Origin of the sequence: Mycobacterium uberis (assembly GCF_003408705.1) — a bacterium.
GTDB lineage: Bacteria > Actinomycetota > Actinomycetes > Mycobacteriales > Mycobacteriaceae > Mycobacterium > Mycobacterium uberis.
Genome location: NZ_QAYL01000015.1, coordinates 15979 through 37932 on the forward strand (window position 1 = coordinate 15979; position 21954 = coordinate 37932).

Annotated in this window: 20 protein-coding genes and 1 pseudogene; 16 read left to right on the forward strand and 5 right to left on the reverse strand. The window is 59.3% G+C overall.

Annotated features, from left to right (window positions below):
• Nucleotides 1-9: 9 nt before the first annotated feature.
• A complete protein-coding gene (gene ligA / locus MUBE_RS09165) occupies nucleotides 10-2094 on the forward strand; it encodes an NAD-dependent DNA ligase LigA (RefSeq protein ID WP_116540290.1) in 2085 nt (694 codons plus the stop codon).
• Between the two features lie 23 nt (nucleotides 2095-2117).
• Here the strand turns inward: ligA and MUBE_RS09170 are convergent, their stop codons facing one another.
• A complete protein-coding gene (locus MUBE_RS09170; protein ID WP_116540291.1) occupies nucleotides 2118-2774 on the reverse strand; it encodes an ACT domain-containing protein in 657 nt (218 codons plus the stop codon).
• Nucleotides 2775-2886: 112 nt separating this feature from the next.
• On the opposite strand from MUBE_RS09170, the gene gatC reads away from it, so the two are divergent.
• From gatC to MUBE_RS15175, 5 genes and pseudogenes are all read left to right on the forward strand, one after another.
• Complete coding sequence (gene gatC / locus MUBE_RS09175) at nucleotides 2887-3186, forward strand: Asp-tRNA(Asn)/Glu-tRNA(Gln) amidotransferase subunit GatC (RefSeq protein WP_116540292.1); 300 nt, start codon at nucleotides 2887-2889, stop codon at nucleotides 3184-3186.
• On the forward strand, nucleotides 3183-4664 hold the full coding sequence (gatA, locus tag MUBE_RS09180) for an Asp-tRNA(Asn)/Glu-tRNA(Gln) amidotransferase subunit GatA (protein WP_116540293.1): 1482 nt from the start codon (nucleotides 3183-3185) through the stop codon (nucleotides 4662-4664). Before gatC ends, gatA begins: the two co-directional genes overlap by 4 nt.
• 85 nt (nucleotides 4665-4749) lie before the next feature.
• Nucleotides 4750-5703: pseudogene (locus MUBE_RS09185) on the forward strand (6-phosphofructokinase).
• A gap of 268 nt (nucleotides 5704-5971) precedes the next feature.
• Entirely contained in the window at nucleotides 5972-7501 is a 1530-nt protein-coding gene (gatB, locus tag MUBE_RS09190; protein WP_116540294.1) for an Asp-tRNA(Asn)/Glu-tRNA(Gln) amidotransferase subunit GatB, read from the forward strand.
• A gap of 60 nt (nucleotides 7502-7561) precedes the next feature.
• Complete coding sequence (locus tag MUBE_RS15175) at nucleotides 7562-7750, forward strand: hypothetical protein (RefSeq protein ID WP_133297094.1); 189 nt, start codon at nucleotides 7562-7564, stop codon at nucleotides 7748-7750.
• 91 nt (nucleotides 7751-7841) lie between these two features.
• On the opposite strand, the gene MUBE_RS09195 is transcribed toward MUBE_RS15175, so the two are convergent.
• Nucleotides 7842-8960 (reverse strand): PQQ-dependent sugar dehydrogenase, encoded by a 1119-nt coding sequence (locus tag MUBE_RS09195; protein WP_116540295.1) that lies wholly within the window; start codon nucleotides 8958-8960, stop codon nucleotides 7842-7844.
• Between the two features lie 240 nt (nucleotides 8961-9200).
• Between MUBE_RS09195 and MUBE_RS09200 the strand changes: the two genes are divergently transcribed.
• From MUBE_RS09200 to ilvC, 4 genes are all read left to right on the forward strand, one after another.
• On the forward strand, nucleotides 9201-10049 hold the full coding sequence (locus MUBE_RS09200; protein WP_116540296.1) for a DoxX family protein: 849 nt from the start codon (nucleotides 9201-9203) through the stop codon (nucleotides 10047-10049).
• 554 nt (nucleotides 10050-10603) lie between these two features.
• Complete coding sequence (locus MUBE_RS09205) at nucleotides 10604-12466, forward strand: acetolactate synthase large subunit (RefSeq protein ID WP_116540297.1); 1863 nt, start codon at nucleotides 10604-10606, stop codon at nucleotides 12464-12466.
• Nucleotides 12466-13035, forward strand: a complete 570-nt coding sequence (gene ilvN, locus MUBE_RS09210) for an acetolactate synthase small subunit (protein ID WP_116540298.1) — start codon at nucleotides 12466-12468, stop codon at nucleotides 13033-13035. Before MUBE_RS09205 ends, ilvN begins: the two co-directional genes overlap by 1 nt.
• 33 nt (nucleotides 13036-13068) lie before the next feature.
• On the forward strand, nucleotides 13069-14070 hold the full coding sequence (gene ilvC / locus MUBE_RS09215; RefSeq protein ID WP_116540431.1) for a ketol-acid reductoisomerase: 1002 nt from the start codon (nucleotides 13069-13071) through the stop codon (nucleotides 14068-14070).
• Nucleotides 14071-14634: 564 nt separating this feature from the next.
• On the opposite strand, the gene MUBE_RS09220 is transcribed toward ilvC, so the two are convergent.
• Nucleotides 14635-14832, reverse strand: coding sequence for a hypothetical protein (locus MUBE_RS09220; RefSeq protein WP_165849792.1), 198 nt, complete (start codon nucleotides 14830-14832; stop codon nucleotides 14635-14637).
• 24 nt (nucleotides 14833-14856) lie between these two features.
• Here MUBE_RS09220 and MUBE_RS09225 point away from each other — a divergent pair, with 24 nt between their 5' ends.
• From MUBE_RS09225 to MUBE_RS09235, 3 genes are all read left to right on the forward strand, one after another.
• Complete coding sequence (locus MUBE_RS09225) at nucleotides 14857-15129, forward strand: hypothetical protein (RefSeq protein ID WP_116540300.1); 273 nt, start codon at nucleotides 14857-14859, stop codon at nucleotides 15127-15129.
• Nucleotides 15130-15600: 471 nt separating this feature from the next.
• On the forward strand, nucleotides 15601-17187 hold the full coding sequence (gene serA, locus MUBE_RS09230) for a phosphoglycerate dehydrogenase (RefSeq protein WP_116540301.1): 1587 nt from the start codon (nucleotides 15601-15603) through the stop codon (nucleotides 17185-17187).
• On the forward strand, nucleotides 17184-18218 hold the full coding sequence (locus tag MUBE_RS09235; protein WP_116540302.1) for a 3-isopropylmalate dehydrogenase: 1035 nt from the start codon (nucleotides 17184-17186) through the stop codon (nucleotides 18216-18218). Before serA ends, MUBE_RS09235 begins: the two co-directional genes overlap by 4 nt.
• Before the next feature lie 186 nt (nucleotides 18219-18404).
• Here MUBE_RS09235 and MUBE_RS20285 read toward each other — a convergent pair whose 3' ends face one another.
• A complete protein-coding gene (locus MUBE_RS20285) occupies nucleotides 18405-18581 on the reverse strand; it encodes a hypothetical protein (RefSeq protein WP_243632966.1) in 177 nt (58 codons plus the stop codon).
• 197 nt (nucleotides 18582-18778) lie between these two features.
• Here MUBE_RS20285 and MUBE_RS20290 point away from each other — a divergent pair, with 197 nt between their 5' ends.
• On the forward strand, nucleotides 18779-18988 hold the full coding sequence (locus MUBE_RS20290) for a hypothetical protein (RefSeq protein WP_243632967.1): 210 nt from the start codon (nucleotides 18779-18781) through the stop codon (nucleotides 18986-18988).
• Between the two features lie 37 nt (nucleotides 18989-19025).
• On the opposite strand, the gene MUBE_RS20295 is transcribed toward MUBE_RS20290, so the two are convergent.
• A complete protein-coding gene (locus tag MUBE_RS20295; RefSeq protein WP_243632968.1) occupies nucleotides 19026-19319 on the reverse strand; it encodes an MFS transporter in 294 nt (97 codons plus the stop codon).
• 145 nt (nucleotides 19320-19464) lie between these two features.
• Here MUBE_RS20295 and MUBE_RS09245 point away from each other — a divergent pair, with 145 nt between their 5' ends.
• Nucleotides 19465-20271, forward strand: coding sequence for a fumarylacetoacetate hydrolase family protein (locus MUBE_RS09245; RefSeq protein ID WP_116540303.1), 807 nt, complete (start codon nucleotides 19465-19467; stop codon nucleotides 20269-20271).
• Complete coding sequence (gene gltX / locus MUBE_RS09250) at nucleotides 20268-21776, forward strand: glutamate--tRNA ligase (RefSeq protein ID WP_116540304.1); 1509 nt, start codon at nucleotides 20268-20270, stop codon at nucleotides 21774-21776. The genes MUBE_RS09245 and gltX overlap by 4 nt, the downstream gene beginning before the upstream one ends.
• The last annotated feature ends 178 nt before the right edge of the window (nucleotides 21777-21954 follow it).

Sequence of the window (21954 nt, forward strand, 5' to 3'; positions counted from 1 at the left end):
TCTTCGATAGTGAGTTCGCCCAAAGCTGACCCCATCGGACCTGAGGTGTTGCGGCATTGGCGAGAGTTGGCCGAAGAGGTGCGCGAACACCAGTTTCGTTACTATGTACGTGACGCACCGACTATCTCCGACGCGGAATTCGATGGCCTGCTCAGCAGGCTTGCCGCACTGGAGGAACGGCATCCCAGGTTGCGAACACCAAATTCACCTACCCAGCTGGTTGGCGGTGCCGGCTTCGCGACTGATTTCGTACCGACCGAGCATCTCGAACAGATGCTCAGCCTCGACAACGCTTTCAGTGAAGATGAACTCGAGGCCTGGGTTACTCGCATCCGCGCCGAGATCGGTGATGACGTCCATTATCTGTGCGAGCTAAAGATCGATGGTGTCGCATTGTCGTTGGTCTACCGGGATGGATGTCTGACCCGTGCCGTAACACGGGGCGATGGCCGCACAGGCGAGGATGTCACGCTGAACGCGCGGACCATCGAAGACGTGCCGGAACAGCTGACCAGAAGCGATATTTACCCGTTGCCAGAGGTTCTTGAGGTTCGTGGCGAGGTGTTCTTCCGGGTGGCGGACTTCCAAGCACTTAACGCGAGCCTTGTTGAGGAGGGCAAGAGTCCGTTTGCTAACCCACGAAACAGCGCGGCGGGCTCGCTGCGCCAGAAAGATCCGGCGGTCACAGCTCGCCGGAAGTTGCGGATGATCTGCCATGGACTGGGGCACATCGAAGGTTTTCGTCCCGCCACCCAGCATCAGGCCTACTTGGCTTTACGAGCCTGGGGGTTGCCGGTTTCCGAGCATACGACGTTGGTGAACAACATCGCTGGCTTCCAGAGAGGTATCGCCTACTGGGCTGAGCGTCGCTACGAGGTGGACCATGAAATCGACGGGATAGTGGTAAAAGTCGACGAGGTGGCGTTGCAGCGCAGGCTGGGTTCCACCTCGCGAGCTCCGCGATGGGCCATCGCTTACAAGTACCCGCCCGAGGAAGCACAGACCAAGCTGCTCGACATCCGGGTGAACGTTGGTCGCACCGGGCGGGTCACGCCGTTCGCGTTCATGACGCCGGTGAAGGTTGCCGGGTCGATGGTCGGGCAGGCGACTTTGCATAACGCTTCTGAGGTCAAACGCAAAGGTGTGTTGATCGGGGACACCGTGGTGATCCGCAAGGCTGGTGACGTGATTCCCGAAGTTTTAGGACCGATGGTTGATCTACGCGATGGGTCCGAACGCGAATTTGTCATGCCCGCAACGTGTCCCGAGTGTGGTACCACGTTGGCTCCAGAAAAGGAAGGCGATGTCGACATCCGCTGCCCCAATGCCAGGAGCTGCCCAGGGCAACTGCGAGAGCGAGTGTTTCACGTTGCTAGCCGCAGTGCGCTGGACATTGAGGGACTGGGTTACGAGGCAGGTGTCGCTCTCCTGAAAGCACACGCGATCGCCAGTGAGGGCGACCTGTTCGCCCTCACTGAGGAGGATTTGTTGCGTACTGAACTGTTCCGGACCAAGGCTGGCGAGTTATCGGCAAACGGCAAACGGCTGCTGGCCAACCTCGACAAAGCCAAGGCTGTACCGCTATGGCGGGTGCTGGTGGCGCTGTCCATCCGCCATGTCGGGCCCACGGCTGCCCGTGCCCTGGTCACCGAGTTCGGCAGCCTCGAAGCCATCGTGGCGGCGTCGACCGAACGGTTGGCCGCCATCGAGGGTGTGGGAGCCACTATCGCGGCCGCGATCACAGAGTGGTTCACCATCGACTGGCATCGCGCGATTGTCGACAAGTGGCGGGCGGCCGGGGTGCGGATGGCCGATGAGCGTGACACTAGTGTGCCGCGAACCTTGGCTGGGCTAACGATCGTTGTTACTGGTTCATTAGTGGGTTTCTCCCGTGACGATGCCAAGGAGGCGATCGTGATGCGCGGAGGCAAGGTCGCTGGTTCGGTGTCAAAGAAAACTGCCTACGTGATTGCCGGTGACTCGCCGGGATCCAAATACGACAAGGCGGTTCAGCTTGGGGTACCGATCCTCGATGAAGATGGGTTTCGCCGTTTGCTTGAACAGGGGCCTCCGGTGGAGGAAGTTCCCGAATAAAGACGACCGACGATGGTTCGTGTTCAGCGCAGCATCGTGGCCACGATTCCGGCCAGATACCCCAGTCGAGCCACCTCTGACGGCCGAAACTCTGGGCCCGGACGGCCCAGTACCACCGCGGTGTGTGGGTCGCCTAACGGTGCGGCAACCATGGTGGTGTCCATATCGCGCCACAACTGCGGCACCCACTCGGCGGTGCCGTTGAGTGGCATGGCATGCTCGATCGGCAGCCACGGTGCCGAATCCGCTCGGGTCTCAGGTGCGCCAACACTAGCGCTGAGGCAGTGTAGCTCTCCCTGGCAACTTTGCAGCACTGTGCACCAGTTTACTCGCAGCACCTTGGGTGCCTCGTTGGCCAGCATGTGCAGCTTGGACGCGTTGTCGCCAGCCGCGGCGACCTTGTCGAGCAACTCCAGCTCGCGATGGGCTTCCAGCAGACCGCTAAGCGGTCGGACACTGTCCACTCGGACACCGGGAAGTGATTCAGCAGCGGTGATCAACTTGTCGGGCATCGTCCCGGGCGGCAGCTCAATCACCAGGTCGTCAATCGCGTAGCCACCGCTGTGCTCCACTACGTCGAGCGACAAGATGTCGGCGCCCACCGAACCGAGTGCCATAGCTAGTGAGCCCAGGCTGCCCGGGCGGTCGGCTAGCTCGATGCGCAGCAGATAAGAAGGCACGGTCCATACTGTCGCATAGCGGTGCCTATGCCGACGAGCGCGCGGCTAGTTTCACGTTAGGTAACACCTGTGCGGCCAGCTTCACGCTCGCGGCTAGGTAGGCTTTTTACTCGTGTCCCAGATCTCCCGCGATGAGGTTGCGCATTTGGCGCGGCTAGCCCGGTTGGCGTTGACCGATACCGAGTTGGACAGCTTCTCAAGTCAACTCGATGCCATCTTGGCCCACGTCAGCCAGATCCAGGCCGTCGACGTCACCGGCGTCGAACCCACCGGCAACCTGCTCAAAGACGTGAACGTCACGCGACCGGACAAGGCCATCCCGTGCCTTACCCAGCAGCAGGCGCTGGCCGGAGCACCCGAAGCTGTTGACGGCTGTTTTGCTGTCCCCCAGATAGTGGGGGACAGCAAGTGACGGACGTCATTCGATCCGACGCCGCTACGCTGGCCGCCAAGATTGCTGCCAAGGAACTGTCGTCGGTCGAGATCACCCAGGCCTGTCTGGACCAGATCGAGGCGACGGACGGCACTTACCGAGCCTTCCTGTACGTAGCGGCCGAGCAGGCACTGTCAGCGGCAGCAGCCGTCGACAAGGCGGTGGCCGCTGGCGAGCGGCTACCGTCAGCGTTGGCCGGGATTCCGCTGGCGCTTAAAGATGTGTTCACCACGATGGACATGCCGACCACTTGTGGATCCAAGATCCTGCAAGGCTGGTATTCTCCTTATGACGCTACTGTCACCATGCGGCTGCGCGCGGCCGGCATCTTGATCCTGGGTAAAACCAACATGGATGAGTTCGCGATGGGCAGCTCGACCGAGAATTCAGCCTACGGCCCGACTCGCAACCCGTGGAATGTCGACCGGGTGCCCGGTGGCTCGGGTGGTGGTAGCGCGGCTGCGCTGGCCGCGTTCCAAGTGCCATTGGCTATCGGATCTGACACAGGCGGTTCTATCCGTCAGCCAGCCGCGTTGACCGCGACCGTTGGTGTCAAACCCACTTACGGCACAGTGTCTCGTTATGGGCTGGTGGCCTGTGCGTCGTCGCTGGATCAGGGCGGGCCGTGCGCGCGCACTGTCTTAGACACCGCACTACTGCATGCGGTGATCGCTGGCCACGACGCCCGCGATTCCACCTCCGTGGAGGCGACAGTGCCCGATCTCGTGGGCGCTGCTAAGGCCGGCGCCACGGGGGACCTGTGCGGCGTGCGTGTCGGGGTGGTTCGGCAGTTGTGTGGTGCGGGTTACCAGCCGGGGGTGCTGGCGTCATTTCAAGCCGCTGTCAAGCAGTTGGCCGCACTGGGTGCCGAGGTTAGCGAAGTCGACTGTCCGCACTTTGACTATGCACTGGCAGCTTACTATCTTATCCTGCCATCGGAGGTGTCGAGCAACCTGGCGCGTTTCGACGGGATGCGCTATGGGCTGCGGGTTGGTGACGACGGCAGCCACAGCGTCGAAGAGGTGATGGCGCTGACCCGGGCTGCTGGTTTTGGTCCGGAGGTCAAGCGGCGCATCATGATTGGTGCCTACGCATTATCGGCCGGCTATTACGATGCCTGCTACAATCAGGCACAGAAGGTGCGCACGTTGATTGCACGTGATCTCGATGCGGCTTACCGATCCGTAGACGTGCTGGTGTCGCCGACGACGCCGACTACTGCGTTCCCGCTTGGTGAGAAGGTCGACGATCCCCTGGCCATGTACCTGTTCGATCTGTGCACGCTGCCGCTCAACCTGGCCGGCCATTGCGGCATGTCAGTGCCTTCTGGGCTGTCACCGGATGATGAGCTACCGGTGGGCCTGCAGATCATGGCGCCCGCCTTGGCCGACGATCGGCTCTATAGGGTGGGTGCGGCCTACGAGACTGCCCGTGGGCCATTGCCGTCCGCCATTTGAGCTTTCTCAGCCCGAGCACCTGCTAGCGGTGAGGAAGAATTGCGTATACTCGTGCGATCCAAGACGCCCCGCGCAAGATGAAGGAATGCGGGTCGGAATTCTTACCGGGGTAGCGACTGCTCTGATCTCAACGCCGCCATCTGAGTGATTGTGCGTACCTGCGACGCCCGATACGGTTCGTCGGTAGTCAGGTTTCAGGATGGCTGGCGCGGACTATTGGAGAACCGGGGCATGCAGCTATGCAATGACAACCGGAATGACTGTCTGCTCGCCGAACGGCGGAATCATGCCGAGCATCGCCCCGTGTGCGCCCCGACAGGCTATGGGCCAGGCTGAATCAGATCAAGCAGACCTTCGTCGACAATGGCATCGATGTGCCTATCCTGATCGGTGGCGAAGGCACGCTGATAGTGGCTATCGACGTCATCGACTGGTTGCATAGTAACGTCGATTCCCATCAACGCGTGATGCTTGTGGAGGTGATGGGTCGGCATGCCGGCTGGGTCGCGCTGAATTTCGGGCTGGCTTTCGGTGCGCTCATGATGCTGTTTCCTGAATAGCCTTTCGATGTTGAGGAAGTGTACCGCCTCGTAAAGCGTTTCTTTCAGCGCGGGGATTCGCATTTCGTTTACGTGGTAGCAAAGGGTGCAAAGATGCTTCCAGGCTCGATCATATGGCGCGAAAGAGTGGTTGACGATTTTGGTGATGAACATTTACTGGGGTGGCAGCGCAGTTGGGTGTTGAGGTCGGAAAGCGGATTAACAAGCACGTGCGAGCGACCATGCTGGGCCATGTCCAGCGCGGCTGTATACCGACGGCCTTCGATCGGGTTCTGGCCACTCGGTTCGAGGTTAATGCTGCCTACGCTGCGCACGTAGGTGAATACGGTCACATGGTGTCGTTGCATGGGCAAGACATCGGTAGCGTGTCGCTGGTGGATGCGGTGCGTCAGTTCAAGCTAGTGCCCGAAAGCCGTTACGACGACGCCACGACCCTCTTCCCTCTTCTGTTAAAACCGGAACAGTACTGCGAATGTTAAAACCGGAACAGTACTGCGAACATGCAGTAGCGTCGAGACTACCTGACTTTGATGCGGTATGCACCAAACGCTGGCAAGACAGGCACGTCGAACCCGACGGACTGGAAACTATGGCGGGCAAAGTAATGTAAACGATCGTCCGCCCAAGACGCTGCCACGGTGGTACGGCGTGACCTAAATATATGGCGGTCTCGCAGGTTGGGTGCCTAGGTGGTGACCCGCTTCGCCCGGCTAGGCCGGTCTCGCGACCGCTACTAGGATCGAGCTTATGACTGTTGCTGCCTGGGTGTCCAAGGCTTCAGGGACTAATTTGCTGGATTATGATGATGTTGTCGCGCGGTTTGATCCGGTGCTTGGGCTTGAGGTGCACGTTGAGCTGTCCACCGTGACCAAAATGTTCTGCGGCTGCGTTACAACGTTTGGTGCCGAACCCAACACGCAGGTGTGCCCGGTGTGTCTGGGCCTGCCGGGTTCGCTGCCGGTACTCAACCGGGCTGCGGTCGAGTTGGCGATTCAGATTGGGCTGGCGCTGAACTGTGAAATCGTGCCCTGGTGCCGCTTCGCGCGGAAGAACTACTTCTACCCGGACATGCCCAAAAATTACCAGATTTCGCAATACGACGAGCCAATCGCCATTGACGGATATCTTGATGTACCTCTGGAAGATGGCACCACCTGGCGGGTGGAGATCGAACGGGCACATATGGAGGAAGACACCGGCAAGCTGAACCACCAAGGTAGCGAGACTGGCCGCATCCACGGTGCGACGACGTCGTTGATCGACTACAACCGTGCCGGCGTGCCGTTGATCGAAATCGTCACTAAACCTATCGAGGGGGCCAGAGCTCGGGCACCGCAGATCGCTCGGGCATATGTGACAGCATTGCGAGATTTGTTGCGTGCGTTGGGCGTGTCCGATGTCCGAATGGACCAAGGCTCAATGCGTTGTGACGCCAACGTATCACTGAAGCGGATCGGGACAGCCGAATTAGGTACCAGGACCGAAGTCAAGAACGTCAATTCACTGAAAAGTGTCGAAGTGGCTGTGCGTTATGAGATGCAGCGCCAAGGCGCCATCCTGGTGTCCGGAGGCCGGATCACTCAGGAAACCAGGCATTTTCACGAGTACGGGTACACTAGTCCGGGCCGTGTCAAGGAGACTGCGCAGGACTACCGGTATTTCCCCGAGCCTGATCTGGAGCCTGTCGCGCCCAGTCGCGGGCTAGTCGAGCAATTGATCCAAACAATACCTGAGCTTCCATGGTTGAGCTACAAGAGAATTCAGCAGGAATGGGGTATTTCCGACGAAGTAATGCGAGATCTCGTCAATGCCGGAGCGGTCGAATTGGTCGCTGCGACCGTCAAGCATGGCGCATCCAGTGAACAAGCACGTGCTTGGTGGGGAAACTTCTTGGTGCAGAAGGCTAATGAGGCAAACACTACTTTGGATGAGCTGTCTATAACCCCTGCCCAAGTTGCTGCGGTAGTGGTATTGGTCGACGAGGGCAAGTTGTCCATCAAGCTGGCTCGCCAGGTCGTCGAGGGTGTGCTCGCTGGGGAAGGCGAACCCGACCAAGTCATGACCGCCCGCGGCTTGGCATTGGTGCGAGACGACTTTGTGATGCAAGCCGCTGTTGACGAGGCTCTGGCCGCTAATCCCGATGTGGCGGAAAAGATCTGCGGCGGCAAGGTCGCTGCAGCGGGTGTGATTGTCGGAGCGGTGATGAAGGCCACTCGGGGGCAGGCCGACGCTGTGCGTGTACGCGAACTCATCTTGACCGCCTGTGGGCAAGGCTAAGTAGTTCCGCTAAAGACGAACGCAGGCATATCAGAAGGCTGCTGCGACGCTGGAGAGATTATGCCTCACGACCGTCATGACGCCGATGCCTTGGACGCGTACTCCCAGAGCATCACCCCCGACAGCCATCTGCTGGCCAGTGTCACGTTGTCGCCGGTGCCCGCGTCTATGCCGAGGCGACGTTTGGGGTTAGCCGGCTGGGTGCGCCGTGTCTGGCAGCGTCGACGGCCAACATGTGGTCATCCATAGCCGCGATCCAGCTAGCTGAATAGCCCTAAACTGGCCTTTCGAGTCTGAATTCTTGGAGTCTAGTCGCACTTGACGCTGGGCTCTCACTCGGCTAGGTCTTGTCATCGTTGTTGCGCGGGAAGCCGCCGCCCTGTGGGAACAGCGGGAACACCACATCGTCGAGTTTTTCGGCGTCACCGGCAGTCTTGTTGACGGTTGCTCCCCAGACATTCCCGTCTGGCGACATCCGCAATGCCCACGCGTGTGCGTGGGTGTCTTTACGGACCACGTCGGGTTCACCGGTGACCACGCCCGTTGACGGCGCCAGCCGGACGGCCACCGTCAGCTTGAGGTTAACCAGGTTGACAAGCACGGTCCCGTCCATCGCTGCGCAGCCAGCCGCGCCGGGCTTGTCGGGCCAGGTCCACACCGTCGAGATTTCTGAACTCTTGGTGATGCGCTGCAATCGGTCTGCGGTGGGGGTACGGTCTGTGATATACAGCGAGCCATCGACAGGGTCGGTACACAAGCCGCCGCCCGAGCCGATGCCGGACAGCGCTGTTGTCGGCGGCGCCTGGTCGATGGTGGTCGGTTGCTCAATGCGCAATAGCTTGCCGGCCAACGATTTGGGATCGACGGCCACTGCCGGGTTGTCCGCATCGCCAGTGAGTACCACCAACGTGGTAGGGCTTGTGAAGATCAACGCTCCGGTGTTGCCGACAGCACCTTTAGGGATGCCGGTCAGGATGTTCTTTGGGATGTCGCCGTCGGCCACTCGGATCACCCGGTTATCGATAGACGTGCTGATATAAGCATATATCAGGCGGTCTTGCTGGTACGTGGGCGACAGCACGATATCCATCAAGCCACCATCCCCGGACGAGTCGACCGGGATGACCGCTTTTACCTTCGGTTCAGCGTTGACTGAAATCTCCTTGACTGCGCCGGTGGTGCGTTCGGCGACCAGTGCTGTTTTGCTATCGATGCCCATAATCAGGCCGCTAGTGCTCTCTAAGCAGCCCTGCATCACCCCGGGGGCCGGGCACTGTTTGGGGAACGGTGTCGGAGGCAGTGGCGGCGGGGGCGGCGTCGAGCTGGGCTGTGGCCGAAGTTTTGGGTTGGTCGTGAAGGGTTGTGATTGGGCATCGTTGAACCGTGCGCAGCCGCTCGATACCAGCATCGCCGCACACAGCGCAGCGAGGCAGGATCGAACCGACCGCTGTATTCGCATGACCGACAGGCTACGGACATTACCGGCCTCAATGCTACAAGCCGTCACATGCGTGCGGAAGTCAAAACTATAGAACTTATCTGTGCATGTGATTTAGTAACATTGTGGAGGTACACGGTCACCACTTTTGGGTCATTTTGAGCCCAATCTGCGCCGATTTGGCAAGCTAAGTGCTGATTGTTCGACGAAAGTGCCGTTCAAATCTCCAATTCAGACCCAAATGCCTTTACCCTGGCATGAGTGACCGGTCAATCGCATGACGAACATTGGCGGCGGCCGGGCGAATGCCCGGAGCCGATCCCGGGATGCCCCGCTTCGGCAAGCCTGGTTGATCCCGAAGATGACCTGATGCCAGTCGGGTACTCAGGCGATTTCGGGACTACCACCGTCATCCCGTACAGTGAGCCTGGTCATTTGAGTGGGCCCGGTGGGGTGGGGTACACTCTGCTCGACCAGCAGGAGTCGTTACCTTACGTCCGGCCACAGCCACTGGACCGACATGCAGTGGCCGAGCCCGCCGAGATCGATGCGGGCCAGGACAGCGAGCGGTTACACACCATCGGTCGGCGTGGTACCCAGCATCTTGGTCTGCTAGTTCTGCGGGCCGGACTGGGCGTAGTCTTGGCTGTCCTTGGGCTGCAGAAGCTGTTCGGCTGGTGGGGCGGCCAGGGGTTGACCGGATTCAAGAACTCGTTGGTCGAGGTTGGCTACCACCACGCCGACATTCTGGCTTATGTGAGTGTCGGCGGCGAGGTCGTTGTCGGCGTGTTTCTGGTCCTGGGATTGTTTACGCCGGTGGCCGCTGCGGGGGCGTTGGCGTTCCTAATAAACGGTTTGCTCACGTCAATCGCGGCGCAGCCGGATTCGCACCTGCTCCCGTTCCTTTTGTCCGACGGGAATGCATACCAGATCACCCTGATCGTGATGGCCGTCACTGCCATCCTGTGCGGTCCGGGTCAGTACGGTCTTGACGCCGGCCGGCGCTGGGCCTATCGACCGTTCATTGGATCGTTCATTGCGCTGCTTGCTGGCATCGCCACCAGCATTGTGGTGTGGGTGCTGCTTAATGGCGTGAATCCGCTTGGCTGAAACGGCTTGACACCGGTTAAAAGACCTATCGCGCTCTAATAGATTTAGTATTTAGTACAGGTTGGGGACTTGTTCCCAGCTAGCTTGGGCTTGGGTCAACAGCGGCGGGGTGACGAAAGTCACTGCGGGCAATTGCAGTCATACGCCGTCTTGGCGCTGGGCGCGTGTCCAGAAACTGCGGTTGAAAAGGCGTGCTACCGGCGATACCTTGATCACTATTGGAGAGCCAGCAGGTGTTTGGCCAGACGAACCAGTAGCTGCCCGAGTATCATTTTTACTTGTTACGCGGGCTGAGGTTTCCGCGACGTTCTACACGTGCAGCGCCGGATTTGACGGCTGAGCTCTGCGAAGGTTACCGTCGGATACTATGAATAATACCGGAAAGCCCGGGATGCCGATAGTATTTTGTCGGCGCGTTGCTGGCTGAATACCACTTCAGTATTTGAAGCGATCCAGAGCCAACGCGTAACCCTCGTGCAGCAGCTGAGCTGTCGGGGGTTTTTTGTTGCCCATCAACACGACTGTCAAAGCGACTAAGGACTAAAGAGGACACAGTGAGTGTACCTACCAGGCCACACGGCCAGCCGCAGGGGCCGGATAACGGCGTGCCTACCACGAAGTCTCCTTCAAAGCCGGCCGACACTAAATTGAAACATGTTGCACCGGAGCAACTTACCGGTGCGCAGTCGGTGATTCGGTCGTTGGAGGAACTCGATGTCGAGGTCATCTTCGGGATTCCTGGCGGCGCCGTCCTTCCAGTGTATGACCCGCTGTTCGACTCAAAAAAGCTACGTCACGTCCTGGTCCGCCACGAGCAGGGCGCCGGTCACGCGGCCAGCGGCTACGCGCATGTGACCGGCAAGGTGGGGGTGTGCATGGCGACTTCTGGTCCTGGCGCCACCAATCTAGTAACACCGTTGGCCGATGCTCAGATGGACTCGGTGCCGGTAGTCGCCATTACGGGGCAGGTCGGGCGCGGGCTGATCGGGACGGATGCTTTCCAAGAGGCGGACATCTCGGGCATCACGATGCCGATCACTAAGCACAATTTCCTGGTCCGTGCCGGCAACGATATTCCCCGGGTGCTGGCTGAGGCTTTCTACATCGCGTCGTCGGGACGGCCGGGTGCGGTGCTCGTCGATATCCCGAAGGATGTGTTGCAGGGCCAGTGCATGTTTAGTTGGCCACCGAAAATGGACCTACCCGGTTACAAACCGAACGTCAAGCCGCACAACCGGCAGATCCGTGAGGCCGCCAAGCTGATTGCGGCAGCGCGTAAGCCCGTGCTCTACATCGGCGGAGGTGTCATCCGCGGCGAGGCGACCGAACAGCTGCGGGATTTAGCAGAACTGACCGGCATCCCGGTGGTTACTACGTTGATGGCCCGTGGTGCGTTCCCGGACAGCCATCATCAGAACCTGGGCATGCCCGGCATGCATGGCACCGTTGCGGCGGTGGCAGCGTTGCAGCGTAGCGACTTGCTGATAGCGCTGGGGACCCGCTTCGACGACCGGGTAACCGGAAAGCTCGACTCCTTCGCGCCCGAAGCCAAGGTCGTCCATGCCGACATTGACCCAGCGGAGATCGGCAAGAACCGGTACGCAGATGTGCCGATCGTCGGTGACGTCAAAGCCGTAATCACCGAGCTCATCGCGATTTTGCGCCAGTACGAGACGCCCAACAACATCAACATGACCGATTGGTGGGTATATCTAGAGAGTATGCGCGCCACGTATCCGTTGAGCTACGGCCCGCAAAGCGATGGCAGCCTAAGTCCGGAGTACGTCATTGACAAACTGGGGAAGACTGCAGGCCCAGACGCCGTGTATGTTGCGGGTGTCGGTCAACATCAGATGTGGGCGGCGCAGTTCATCTCCTACGAAAAGCCGCGCACCTGGCTTAACTCTGGCGGGCTGGGCACTATGGGGTTCGCTATTCCGGCGGCCATGAGCGCCAAGATCGCTCGTCCGGAGGCAGAGGTGTGGGCGATCGACGGCGATGGCTGTTTCCAGATGACCAACCAAGAGTTGGCTACCTGCGCGATTGAGGGTGCGCCGATCAAAGTGGCTTTGATCAACAACGGAAATCTGGGCATGGTACGGCAATGGCAAACTCTCTTCTATCAGAAGCGCTACTCGCAGACCGACCTGGCCACCCACTCACACCGCATCCCGGACTTCGTGAAGCTGGCCGAAGCGTTGGGGTGCGTTGGATTGCGTTGCGAGCATGAGGAAGATGTGGCGGACGTTATTTCTCAGGCGCGAGCGATAAACGACCGCCCGGTGGTAATCGACTTCATCGTCGGCGCCGATGCGCAGGTGTGGCCGATGGTCGCTGCCGGGACTAGCAACGACGAGATCCAAGCCGCCCGTGGTCTCCGCCCGCTCTTTGATGACGAAAGCGAAGGACACACGTGATGCGCTCCGTCGACGATTTGGCGCAGCGACCAAAGCAGCGAGGAGGAGCGGCGCATACAATCGGATCGCCAACCACGCACACCTTGTCAGTGCTGGTCGAGGACACTCCCGGCGTGCTTGCGCGGGTAGCGGCGCTGTTCTCTCGACGCGGTTTTAACATCGAGTCACTGGCGGTCGGTGTCACCGAGTCCAAGAATGTGTCGCGAATGACCATCGTCGTCTCCGCTGAGGAGACCCCGCTCGAGCAGGTCACCAAGCAGCTGCACAAGTTGATTAATGTCATCAAGGTCGTCGAGCAGGACGCTGGCAATTCGCTGTCTCGGGAGCTGGCGTTGATCAAAGTGCGGGCCGAGGCTGGCACTCGCAGCCAGGTCATCGAAGTGGTAAACTTGTTCCGCGCCAGGGTCATTGACGTATCGCCTAAGTCGTTGACTGTTGAGGCCACTGGTGACCGCGGTAAGATTGAGGCGTTGCTGCGTGTGCTGGAGCCTTTCGGCGTATGCGAAATCGTCCAATCGGGAGTGGTGTCGTTATCTCGCGGTCCGCGCAGTATCGGCGCCGTTAAGTAACACACAAGGAGAAAATCAACCGTGGCATTAAAGATGTTCTACGACGACGACGCAGATCTGTCGATCATCCAGGGCTGCAAAGTCGGCGTGGTCGGATACGGCAGTCAGGGGCACGCGCACTCGCTGAGCCTGCGCGACTCCGGCGTCCAGGTACGTGTCGGCCTGAAGGAGGGTTCGAAGTCCTGGCCCAAGGTCTGCGAGCAGGGCTTGGATGTCGACACCCCTGCCGAGGTTGCTAAATGGGCCGACGTCATCATGCTGTTGGTGCCCGACACCGCGCAGGCGGACATCTTCAAAAACGACATCGATCCGAACCTCAAGCCCGGCGACGCTTTGTTTTTCGGTCACGGACTCAATATTCACTTCGAACTGATCAAGCCGTCGGGCGAAGTGACCGTCGCGATGGTCGCCCCGAAGGGGCCCGGCCACCTGGTGCGTCGCCAATTCGCTGATGGTAAAGGCGTGCCCTGCCTAATCGCCGTAGACCAAGACCCGACCGGCACTGGCGAGGCGTTGGCCCTATCCTACGCGAAAGCCATTGGCGGCACCCGTGCTGGCGTCATCAAGACTACATTCAAAGACGAGGTAGAAACCGACCTATTCGGCGAGCAGGCTGTATTATGCGGTGGCACAGAGGAATTGGTGAAAGCCGGTTTCGATGTCATGGTCGAGGCCGGATACCCACCGGAGATGGCGTACTTCGAGGTGTTACACGAACTCAAACTAATCGTCGACCTTATGTACGAGGGCGGCATTACGCGGGTTAACTACTCAGTGTCTGACACCGCCGAGTTTGGCGGGTACTTGTCGGGTCCGCGTGTCATCGATGCCGATACTAAGGATCGGATGCGTGGCATTCTGCGCGATATCCAGGACGGCAGTTTCGTCAAGAAGCTGGTCGCCAACGTCGAGGGCGGAAACAAGCAACTTGAAGCGCTTCGTAAGGAAAACGTCGAACATCCCATCGAGGTCACCGGCAAGAAGCTGCGTAATCTAATGAGTTGGGTGGACCGTCCCATCACTGAAACCGCGTAGCGGATTGTATCCAAACTGTAAGCTACCACTGACGGTCTCGGTATGTCATCGCGCTAACTACAGTGTTGCTATAACCGCTCGGCCGTTGATATCATTGGTATATCCCCGCTGTACGATTGTGCTGCAGAAATGGTCAGCTTTGGCATGGCGTGCAGTTGGATTAAGGCCCCAGAACAGGCATACTGATTGCGTCGGATTCGCGGCGTAGCAAGATGTACGCTGCTGCCATATATATATATATATATATGGCGTGTGCCACAGCCTGAGACTCGGTGCGAAGCTAACAATCAAACGGTACAGGGAATTGCTTCCTAATCGCAATATCGTCGCCGACGTAGTTGGTGTTATTATGGTTCATTATTCGTGCGCTGGGCACCACACGCGCAGTTATCACGATGTTTCGGGAGCCCGATGCAAACCGCTTGACAACTACGGTCACGTTTTCGGGCACCTCGATGATGTAGTTTCGACAGCACGTGGGTGTAGGTCCAGATAAAGACGGCGGCTGTTGGCATCAACGCGTCCCGGGTCGGCGATGTGCGGTGAGGTGGTCAGTGCCGTTGGCTACTTACTATGTGTGGTGACCAGCCGCGATGTCTGCTTCGGTGCCCGCCGCAGCTGCGGATCCGACCACGGAATGACAGCACTCAGCACAAAGTCGACTGTGGCAATGCCTGGTCTAAATCGATAACGGCGCAACACTTTAGTGTACCGAGGCAGAAGTGCGTCACCGTATGCTTGCAGCGACGCGGTTAGCGTCATGTCAAACATGATGACACCAGTTTGGTGATTTCAGTGATTTCCAGGCTGGCCGCCAGCCCTCCTCAGTGCTTGCGTAGGTCGGCGATCGTCTGGGGACTACCCATCGGGATCGGCCAGCTTACCGCATGGTTGAAGGTGGCCAGCATCAACCCGGCGCCTGCCTATACCGACTACAGTATCCGTATACTTATGTGGGCGGTGATGCCGGTGAACAAGGCTCGGGCGTACCGCCGCCTAAGTGATAACTACGCCGGGGCCCTGTATCAACACTCGTACGCTCAGGCGCAGGACAGATAATAGCGAATAGGGCATCAAACGATTGTTGCCGAACAGCAATCCGATCACCGCATCGGCGTCTGCCGTTAATGGCCCGAGAAATCGCGGTCAAGACGCACCACCAGCTAACTCAGTGCAGGTGCGTTCGATATCACGGTAGGCGATGGCCGCGGGCCGACTTGGCAATGGGTTGGCATAGGCGATCTCTGCTACCGCCAGTGTGGCGCCGCGGGTGTACAGTTTGCACTCCGCGAAAAACGGCGACGTCGGCGCCAGGGGGTGAATTGCCGAGCAGATGTCATGTTGGACTCCGGAAAATTCTGGGTCGGCCGCGATACGGGCGCTGCCACCTACAACCTAAGGTGGGTTGAGTTTCGACGACCTGCATTTTGAATTCTGCGCCGGCGCAGATCACGGCAACAGAGAGCCCGTTGGGTTCGCTGTCTACGACGGTGACGTCCACCGGTCAATTACAGCCGATACGCTGGCAACGTGAGCCTGCCTGTTGTGTTAATCGCCGACAAACTCGCCCTATCAACCGTTGCCGCCTTAGGCGACCAAGTCGAGGTACGTTGGGTGGATGGTCCCGACCGGGCTAAGTTGCTGGCCGCGGTACCCGAGGCCGATGCGCTGTTGGTGCGGTCTGCCACCATTGTCGACGCTGAGGTGCTGGCAGCTGCCCCAAAGCTGAAGATCGTCGCTCGTGCGGGTGTAGGACTAGATAACGTCGACGTCGACACCGCTACCGCGCGCGGTGTCCTGGTGGTGAATGCCCCAACGTCGAACATTCACAGCGCCGCCGAGCATGCGTTGGCACTGCTGTTGGCGGCCTCTCGGCAGATTGCGGAGGCCGACGCCTCGCTGCGTGCGCACACCTGGAAGCGTTCGTTGTTTTCCGGCACCGAGATTTTCTGCAAGACCGTTGGCGTGGTAGGGCTGGGTCGGATCGGGCAGTTGGTTGCCGTACGGATTGCGGCGTTTGGGGCCCGCGTTATCGCTTACGACCCGTATGTGGCGCCGACCCGTGCTGCACAGCTCGGCATCGAATTGATGTCCCTGGACGAGCTACTAGCCCAGGCCGACTTCATCTCGGTGCATCTGCCCAAGACACCCGAGACGGCGGGCTTGATCGGCAAGGAGGCACTGGCCAAGACCAAGCCCGGCGTCATCATCGTCAATGCCGCGCGCGGCGGCCTGGTGGATGAAGCGGCGCTCGCCGATGCGGTGCGCAGCGGACATGTGCGAGCAGCCGGTCTCGATGTGTTTGTCACCGAACCGTGCACCGATAGTCCGCTGTTCGAGCTACCGCAAGTGGTGGTGACACCGCATCTGGGGGCGTCCACTGCTGAAGCCCAGGATCGGGCCGGTACCGACGTGGCTAAAAGCGTGCGGCTGGCGCTGGCGGGGGAGTTCGTGCCCGACGCAGTCAACGTGGGCGGGGGAGTGATCAACGAAGAGATAGCGCCCTGGCTGGACTTGGTACACAAGCTTGGGGTGCTGGCCGCTGCGTTGTCCGATGAACTGCCGGCGTCGTTGTTGGTGCAGGTGCGTGGTGAGCTCGCTACCGAAGATGTTGAGGTGCTGCAACTTTCGGCCTTGCGCGGGTTGTTCTCGGCGGTGATTGAGGATGCGGTGACGTTCGTCAACACGCCGGCGTTGGCTGCTGAACGTGGCGTTTCTGCTGAGCTCACCACGGCTTCGGAGAGCCCTAATCACCGTAGCGTGGTCGATGTGCGGGCGGTCGCTTCCGATGGCTCGGTGGTCAACGTCGCCGGTACGTTGTCCGGGCCGCAACTAGTGCAAAAGATTGTGCAGATCAATGGTCGCAACTTTGATTTACGTGCTCAGGGCACGAACTTGGTGATCAGTTATGCCGACCAGCCAGGTGCCCTGGGAAAAATTGGCACTTTGCTGGGCACGGCCGGGGTGAATATCCAAGCCGCCCAGTTGTCTGAAGACGTCGAGGGGCCGAGTGCGACGATTCTGTTGCGGCTTGACCAAGATGTGCCGGGCGATGTGCGGTCAGCGATCAGGGCGGCGGTGGGTGCCAGCAAGCTTGAGGTGGTCGACCTGTCATGATCCGCGCTGGTGACGATACAAGGAAATTGGCGATCATCGGGGGCGACGGAATCGGTCCGGAAGTGGTGGCGCAGGCAGTCAAAATTCTTGACGCGGTGCTGCCGGGCGTGCAGAAGACCACTTACGATCTGGGTGCCCGGCGTTATCACAACACCGGTGAGACATTGCCGGAGTCGGTGCTCGCCGAACTGCGGGAGCACGACGCTATCCTGTTAGGAGCAGTCGGTGACCCCTCAGTTCCCAGTGGTGTGCTGGAGCGCGGTTTGCTGTTGAGGTTGCGCTTCGAGCTAGACTATCATATAAACCTGCGACCGGCCCGATTGTATCCAGGCGTTAGCAGTCCGCTTGCGGGAAAGCCCGAGATCGACTTCGTGGTGGTTCGCGAGGGTACCGAAGGTCCCTATGCTGGTACCGGCGGCGCGATCCGTGTCGGAACACCCAACGAGGTGGCCACTGAGGTGAGTGTGAATACCGCCTTTGGTGTACGCCGGGTGGTGCAGGATGCGTTTGAGCGGGCACGACAGCGCCGCAAGCATCTGACGCTAGTGCACAAGAGCAATGTGCTGACCTACGCCGGGGCCTTGTGGTGGCGGACCGTGCAGGAGATTGGTGAAAAGTACCTCGACGTCGAGATCGCTTATCAACACGTCGATGCAGCCACTATCTACTTGGTCACCGACCCCGGTCGCTTTGACGTCATTGTCACCGACAACCTATTCGGCGACATCATCACCGACTTGGCTGCTGCGGTGTGCGGTGGCATTGGCTTGGCCGCCAGCGGAAATATCGATGCCACCCGGGCCAATCCATCGATGTTCGAACCGGTGCATGGCAGCGCTCCAGATATTGCCGGTCAGGGAATCGCCGATCCGACCGCGGCGATTATGTCGGTGGCGCTGCTACTTGCCCATCTCGGCGAGGATGAGTTGGCTGCCAGGGTAGACCAGGCGGTCGCGAGTTATTTGGCGACTCGTGGGAACAAGCAATTTTCCACCGGCGAAATTGGCGAACGGATAGCTGCCGAGCTCTAGATTCTAAGCTGGGTGGGATTCACCGGACCGACACCAACGGTGCCGCCACGAGCGGGAAGAGTCCGTGCAACGCCTAGTCCGGCGGATAAGCTAGTGGTTGGTGGCGATCAGCGCACCGAAAAGTGGGGGTGCGGCAGCTGCCATGAGCCGCTGGGAGGTGTGCTGAATGCCCAGTGTGCGTTCGCTTCAGAACGGCCTGGCAAATTCAGTGATCGCGGTTGCCTTCAATCTGTTGTCGAGTACTCCGATCACCGATATGGCGATCATGAGCAGCAAGTCGTACCGTGCGCTTTGGTCATCAACAAAGGCCAGCAGAAGTAGAGTCGAGGCAGCAGTCGGGGTGATGATGCGAACAGGTTGCATGCATGAGCCTACGCGGTTGGGCTAGCAGCCGGCCAAGATGCGCACCAGCGCACCGAGTAGCTGCGTGAAGATCATCAACCCACTCACCGTGGCGACCGACCAGCCATGGTGCTTTACCAGCCAGGACTAGTATGAACGTCACCGTTACTGCCTGCGGCATCATCAGCAGCGCTGAGATTGCATGAATTCGTCACAACGTGAAGGACCTGCGATACGGGTTAGCCAGTTTCTTGTTGTTGGCCGCTGTCCGGGTTTTCCGCGGCGAGTCAACTACGCCGATCGCGTTGACCACCGCGGATATCGTGCATATCAGTGCCGGAAACATCAGGCCTGCATTCGTATTGCGCACGGCGAGCTCGGGTATCGCCAAGGTGTTGATGACGATTCCCAACGGTTGTGTGGTCTGATGGATGTCCATCGCGACGCCGTGTTTGTTTGGGGAAACTAACCAGAGATCAGGACGTCGAGGAATACGAATGCACCCATTGCCACAAACGAGTGGACCGATGCCGCAGTATAGGTAGCGGCTGCGGTTAAATGCCGAGAGTTTACAGTCATCACGATCCACTCGCCCAGTCGGTCGGTTAAGTAGCCCCAGAAAACCAGCGTTACTACCCAGCCCCAGCTGGGTATCGGAACCAACAGTCCGGCCTCGGCCAGCGGGGTTCCACGCGCGGTGACAAACACGGGAATCATGAAGGCAATGCCGTTGATGAACAGGAAGGAGCTAGATGTCACGCCCACCGAGATTGGAGTGTTATCGACCCAGTGTGCGCCGAGGCGCAATTGATCTGGTGAGGTCGGGTACTAGGGCGGCGGATCATGCTTGCACATGCACCGCCACTCCGCGGCGTGCATCCGTCGCCACGCTAGGCTCAGGCAAATGCGCCTTGGTCGAATCGTCCGTTCAGAAGGCGTCGTGTTCGTCAGGATCGAAGGTGAGCCTGACGATCCCGACAGGATGTCTTCTCGTGAGGTTGTTGCGCACCTGTTTGGTACACTAATTTTTATCGGTCGCTCGTGGCAATTAACCGATGTCCAGCTGCTGGCTCCGATGTTGGCCAGTAAGGTGGTCTGCATCGGTAAGAACTATGCCGATCACATCGCTGAGAGGGGCAGCCAAGCGGTCCTAGTGTTGTCAGATCCAGTGATATTTTTCAAGCTCAACACCTCGATCATCGGGATAAAACTTCCGATTCGATTGCACGCCAACGCATCACCTGCGCATTTTGAGGACGAGTTGGCGCTATTGGTGGGCCGACAGTGGAAGGTAATCCCAGCTGCTCAGGCTACCGACTACATCCTCCGCTACACCATCGGCAATGATGTGTCGGGCCGCGATCAACAGCGCGCCGACGGCCAATGGGCTCATGCAAAAGGATACGTTACCTTCTGCTCGGTAGGGTCGTGGATCGTCACCGACCTAGGTCCCCTAGACCCGGCCGACATCGAACTTCACACTGAAGTCAACGGTGACGTTAGACAACATCGCTGCACCTCAATGATGATTCACAACGCCGGTGCCATCCTGGAACGGATCTCGGCGGTAATGGCACTGCTGCCTGGCGATCTTATCCTCACAGGAACACCAGCAGGTGTTGGTTCCATCGAAGATGGGGACACCGTTTCTATCACTGTCGAAGGCATCGGCACCCTCACCAATCCCTCAGTAAGCAAAGGAAAGTCGTGACTACAGCAACCTCGGACGGTACTTCGCAAGCAGCAAAAGTCCGGGTCCGATTTTGTCCATCGCCCACTGGTATTCCCCACGTCGGGATGGCCCGTACCGCCCTGTTCAACTGGGCTTACGCTCGACATACCGGCGGTACTTTCGTCTTCCGCATCGAGGACACCGACGCCGATCGTGACAGTGAAGAAAGCTATTGGGCGCTGCTCGATGCGCTGCGCTGGTTGCACCTGGACTGGGACGAGGGGCCGGAGGTCGGTGGACCTTACGGCCCGTACCGGCAGTCGCAGCGGACCGACATCTACCGTGAGGTGGTGGCAAAGCTGCTTGCGGAAGGAGAGGCCTATTACGCTTTTTCGACGCCAGAGGAAGTCGAGGCCCGCCATCTTGCTGCCGGACGCAATCCCAAGCTAGGCTACGACAATTTTGACCGAGATCTCACCGACGCGCAGCGCTCTGTGTATCTGCAGGAAGGCCGTAAGCCGGTAGTTCGGCTGCGGATGCCCGACGAGGACCTCAGTTGGGATGACCTGGTACGTGGGAACACTACCTTCGTGGCGGGAACTGTTCCCGATTACGTGTTGACCCGAGCAAGCGGAGATCCGTTGTACACCTTGGTCAACCCGTGCGACGACGCGCTGATGAAGATCACGCATGTGCTGCGGGGCGAGGACCTACTGTCGTCGACACCGCGACAGGTGGCGCTATATCAGGCGCTGATCCGAATTGGGTTGGCCGAACGTATTCCCGAATTCGGGCATCTTCCATCGGTATTGGGGGAGGGAACCAAGAAACTCTCAAAACGCGACCCGCGATCGAATCTGTTCACTCACCGTGCCCGAGGCTTCATCCCCGAAGGTCTGCTGAACTACCTAGCGTTGCTAGGTTGGGCGATTGCCGATGACCGTGACCTGTTCGGTCTCGACGAGATGGTAGCTGCATTCGATGTGGTCGACGTCAATTCCAATCCGGCGCGATTCGATCAGAATAAGGCCGAGGCGGTTAATGCCGAGCACATCCGGATGCTCAACTCTGAGGATTTTGCTGGCAGGCTGCGCGACTACTTCACCGCACACGGCTACCACATCGCTGTGGATCCTGCTAATTACGAAGCGGGCTTCGCCGCCGCGGCCCAGCTGGTGCAGACCCGCATCGTTGTGCTTGGTGACGCCTGGGACCTGTTGAAGTTCTTCAACGACGACGAGTATACCATCGACCCCAAAGCCGCCGCCAAAGAGTTAGGTTCTGATGCCGGACCTGTGCTTGAAGCTGCCTGTGCCGCGCTGGACAGTCTGGTGGATTGGACCACGGCGAACATTGAGGATGCCCTCAAGGCCGCACTCATCGAAGGTCTTGGGCTTAAACCGCGCAAGGCGTTCGGCCCGATCCGGGTCGCTGCCACAGGAGCATCGATCAGTCCGCCGCTGTTCGAATCGTTGGAGCTACTTGGTCGTGATCGTAGCCTGCAGCGGCTGGACGCTGCGCGAGCACGAATTGCCCCGGCCTAGCGCAGGCTAGGCCTGATTGCGAGTTCCCTAACTTGTGCTGTTTCCGGTGCTCGCCGTCACTGCGCTAGAAAAGAGGTAAGACAAAGCGTGCGGGTTTGCGCGGTAAATTTTTGGTAAGCTGCACGCCGGCCGGCAGTGGCTGGGCAGAGGTAGTCCATGGACCTATTCAAACGCAGGT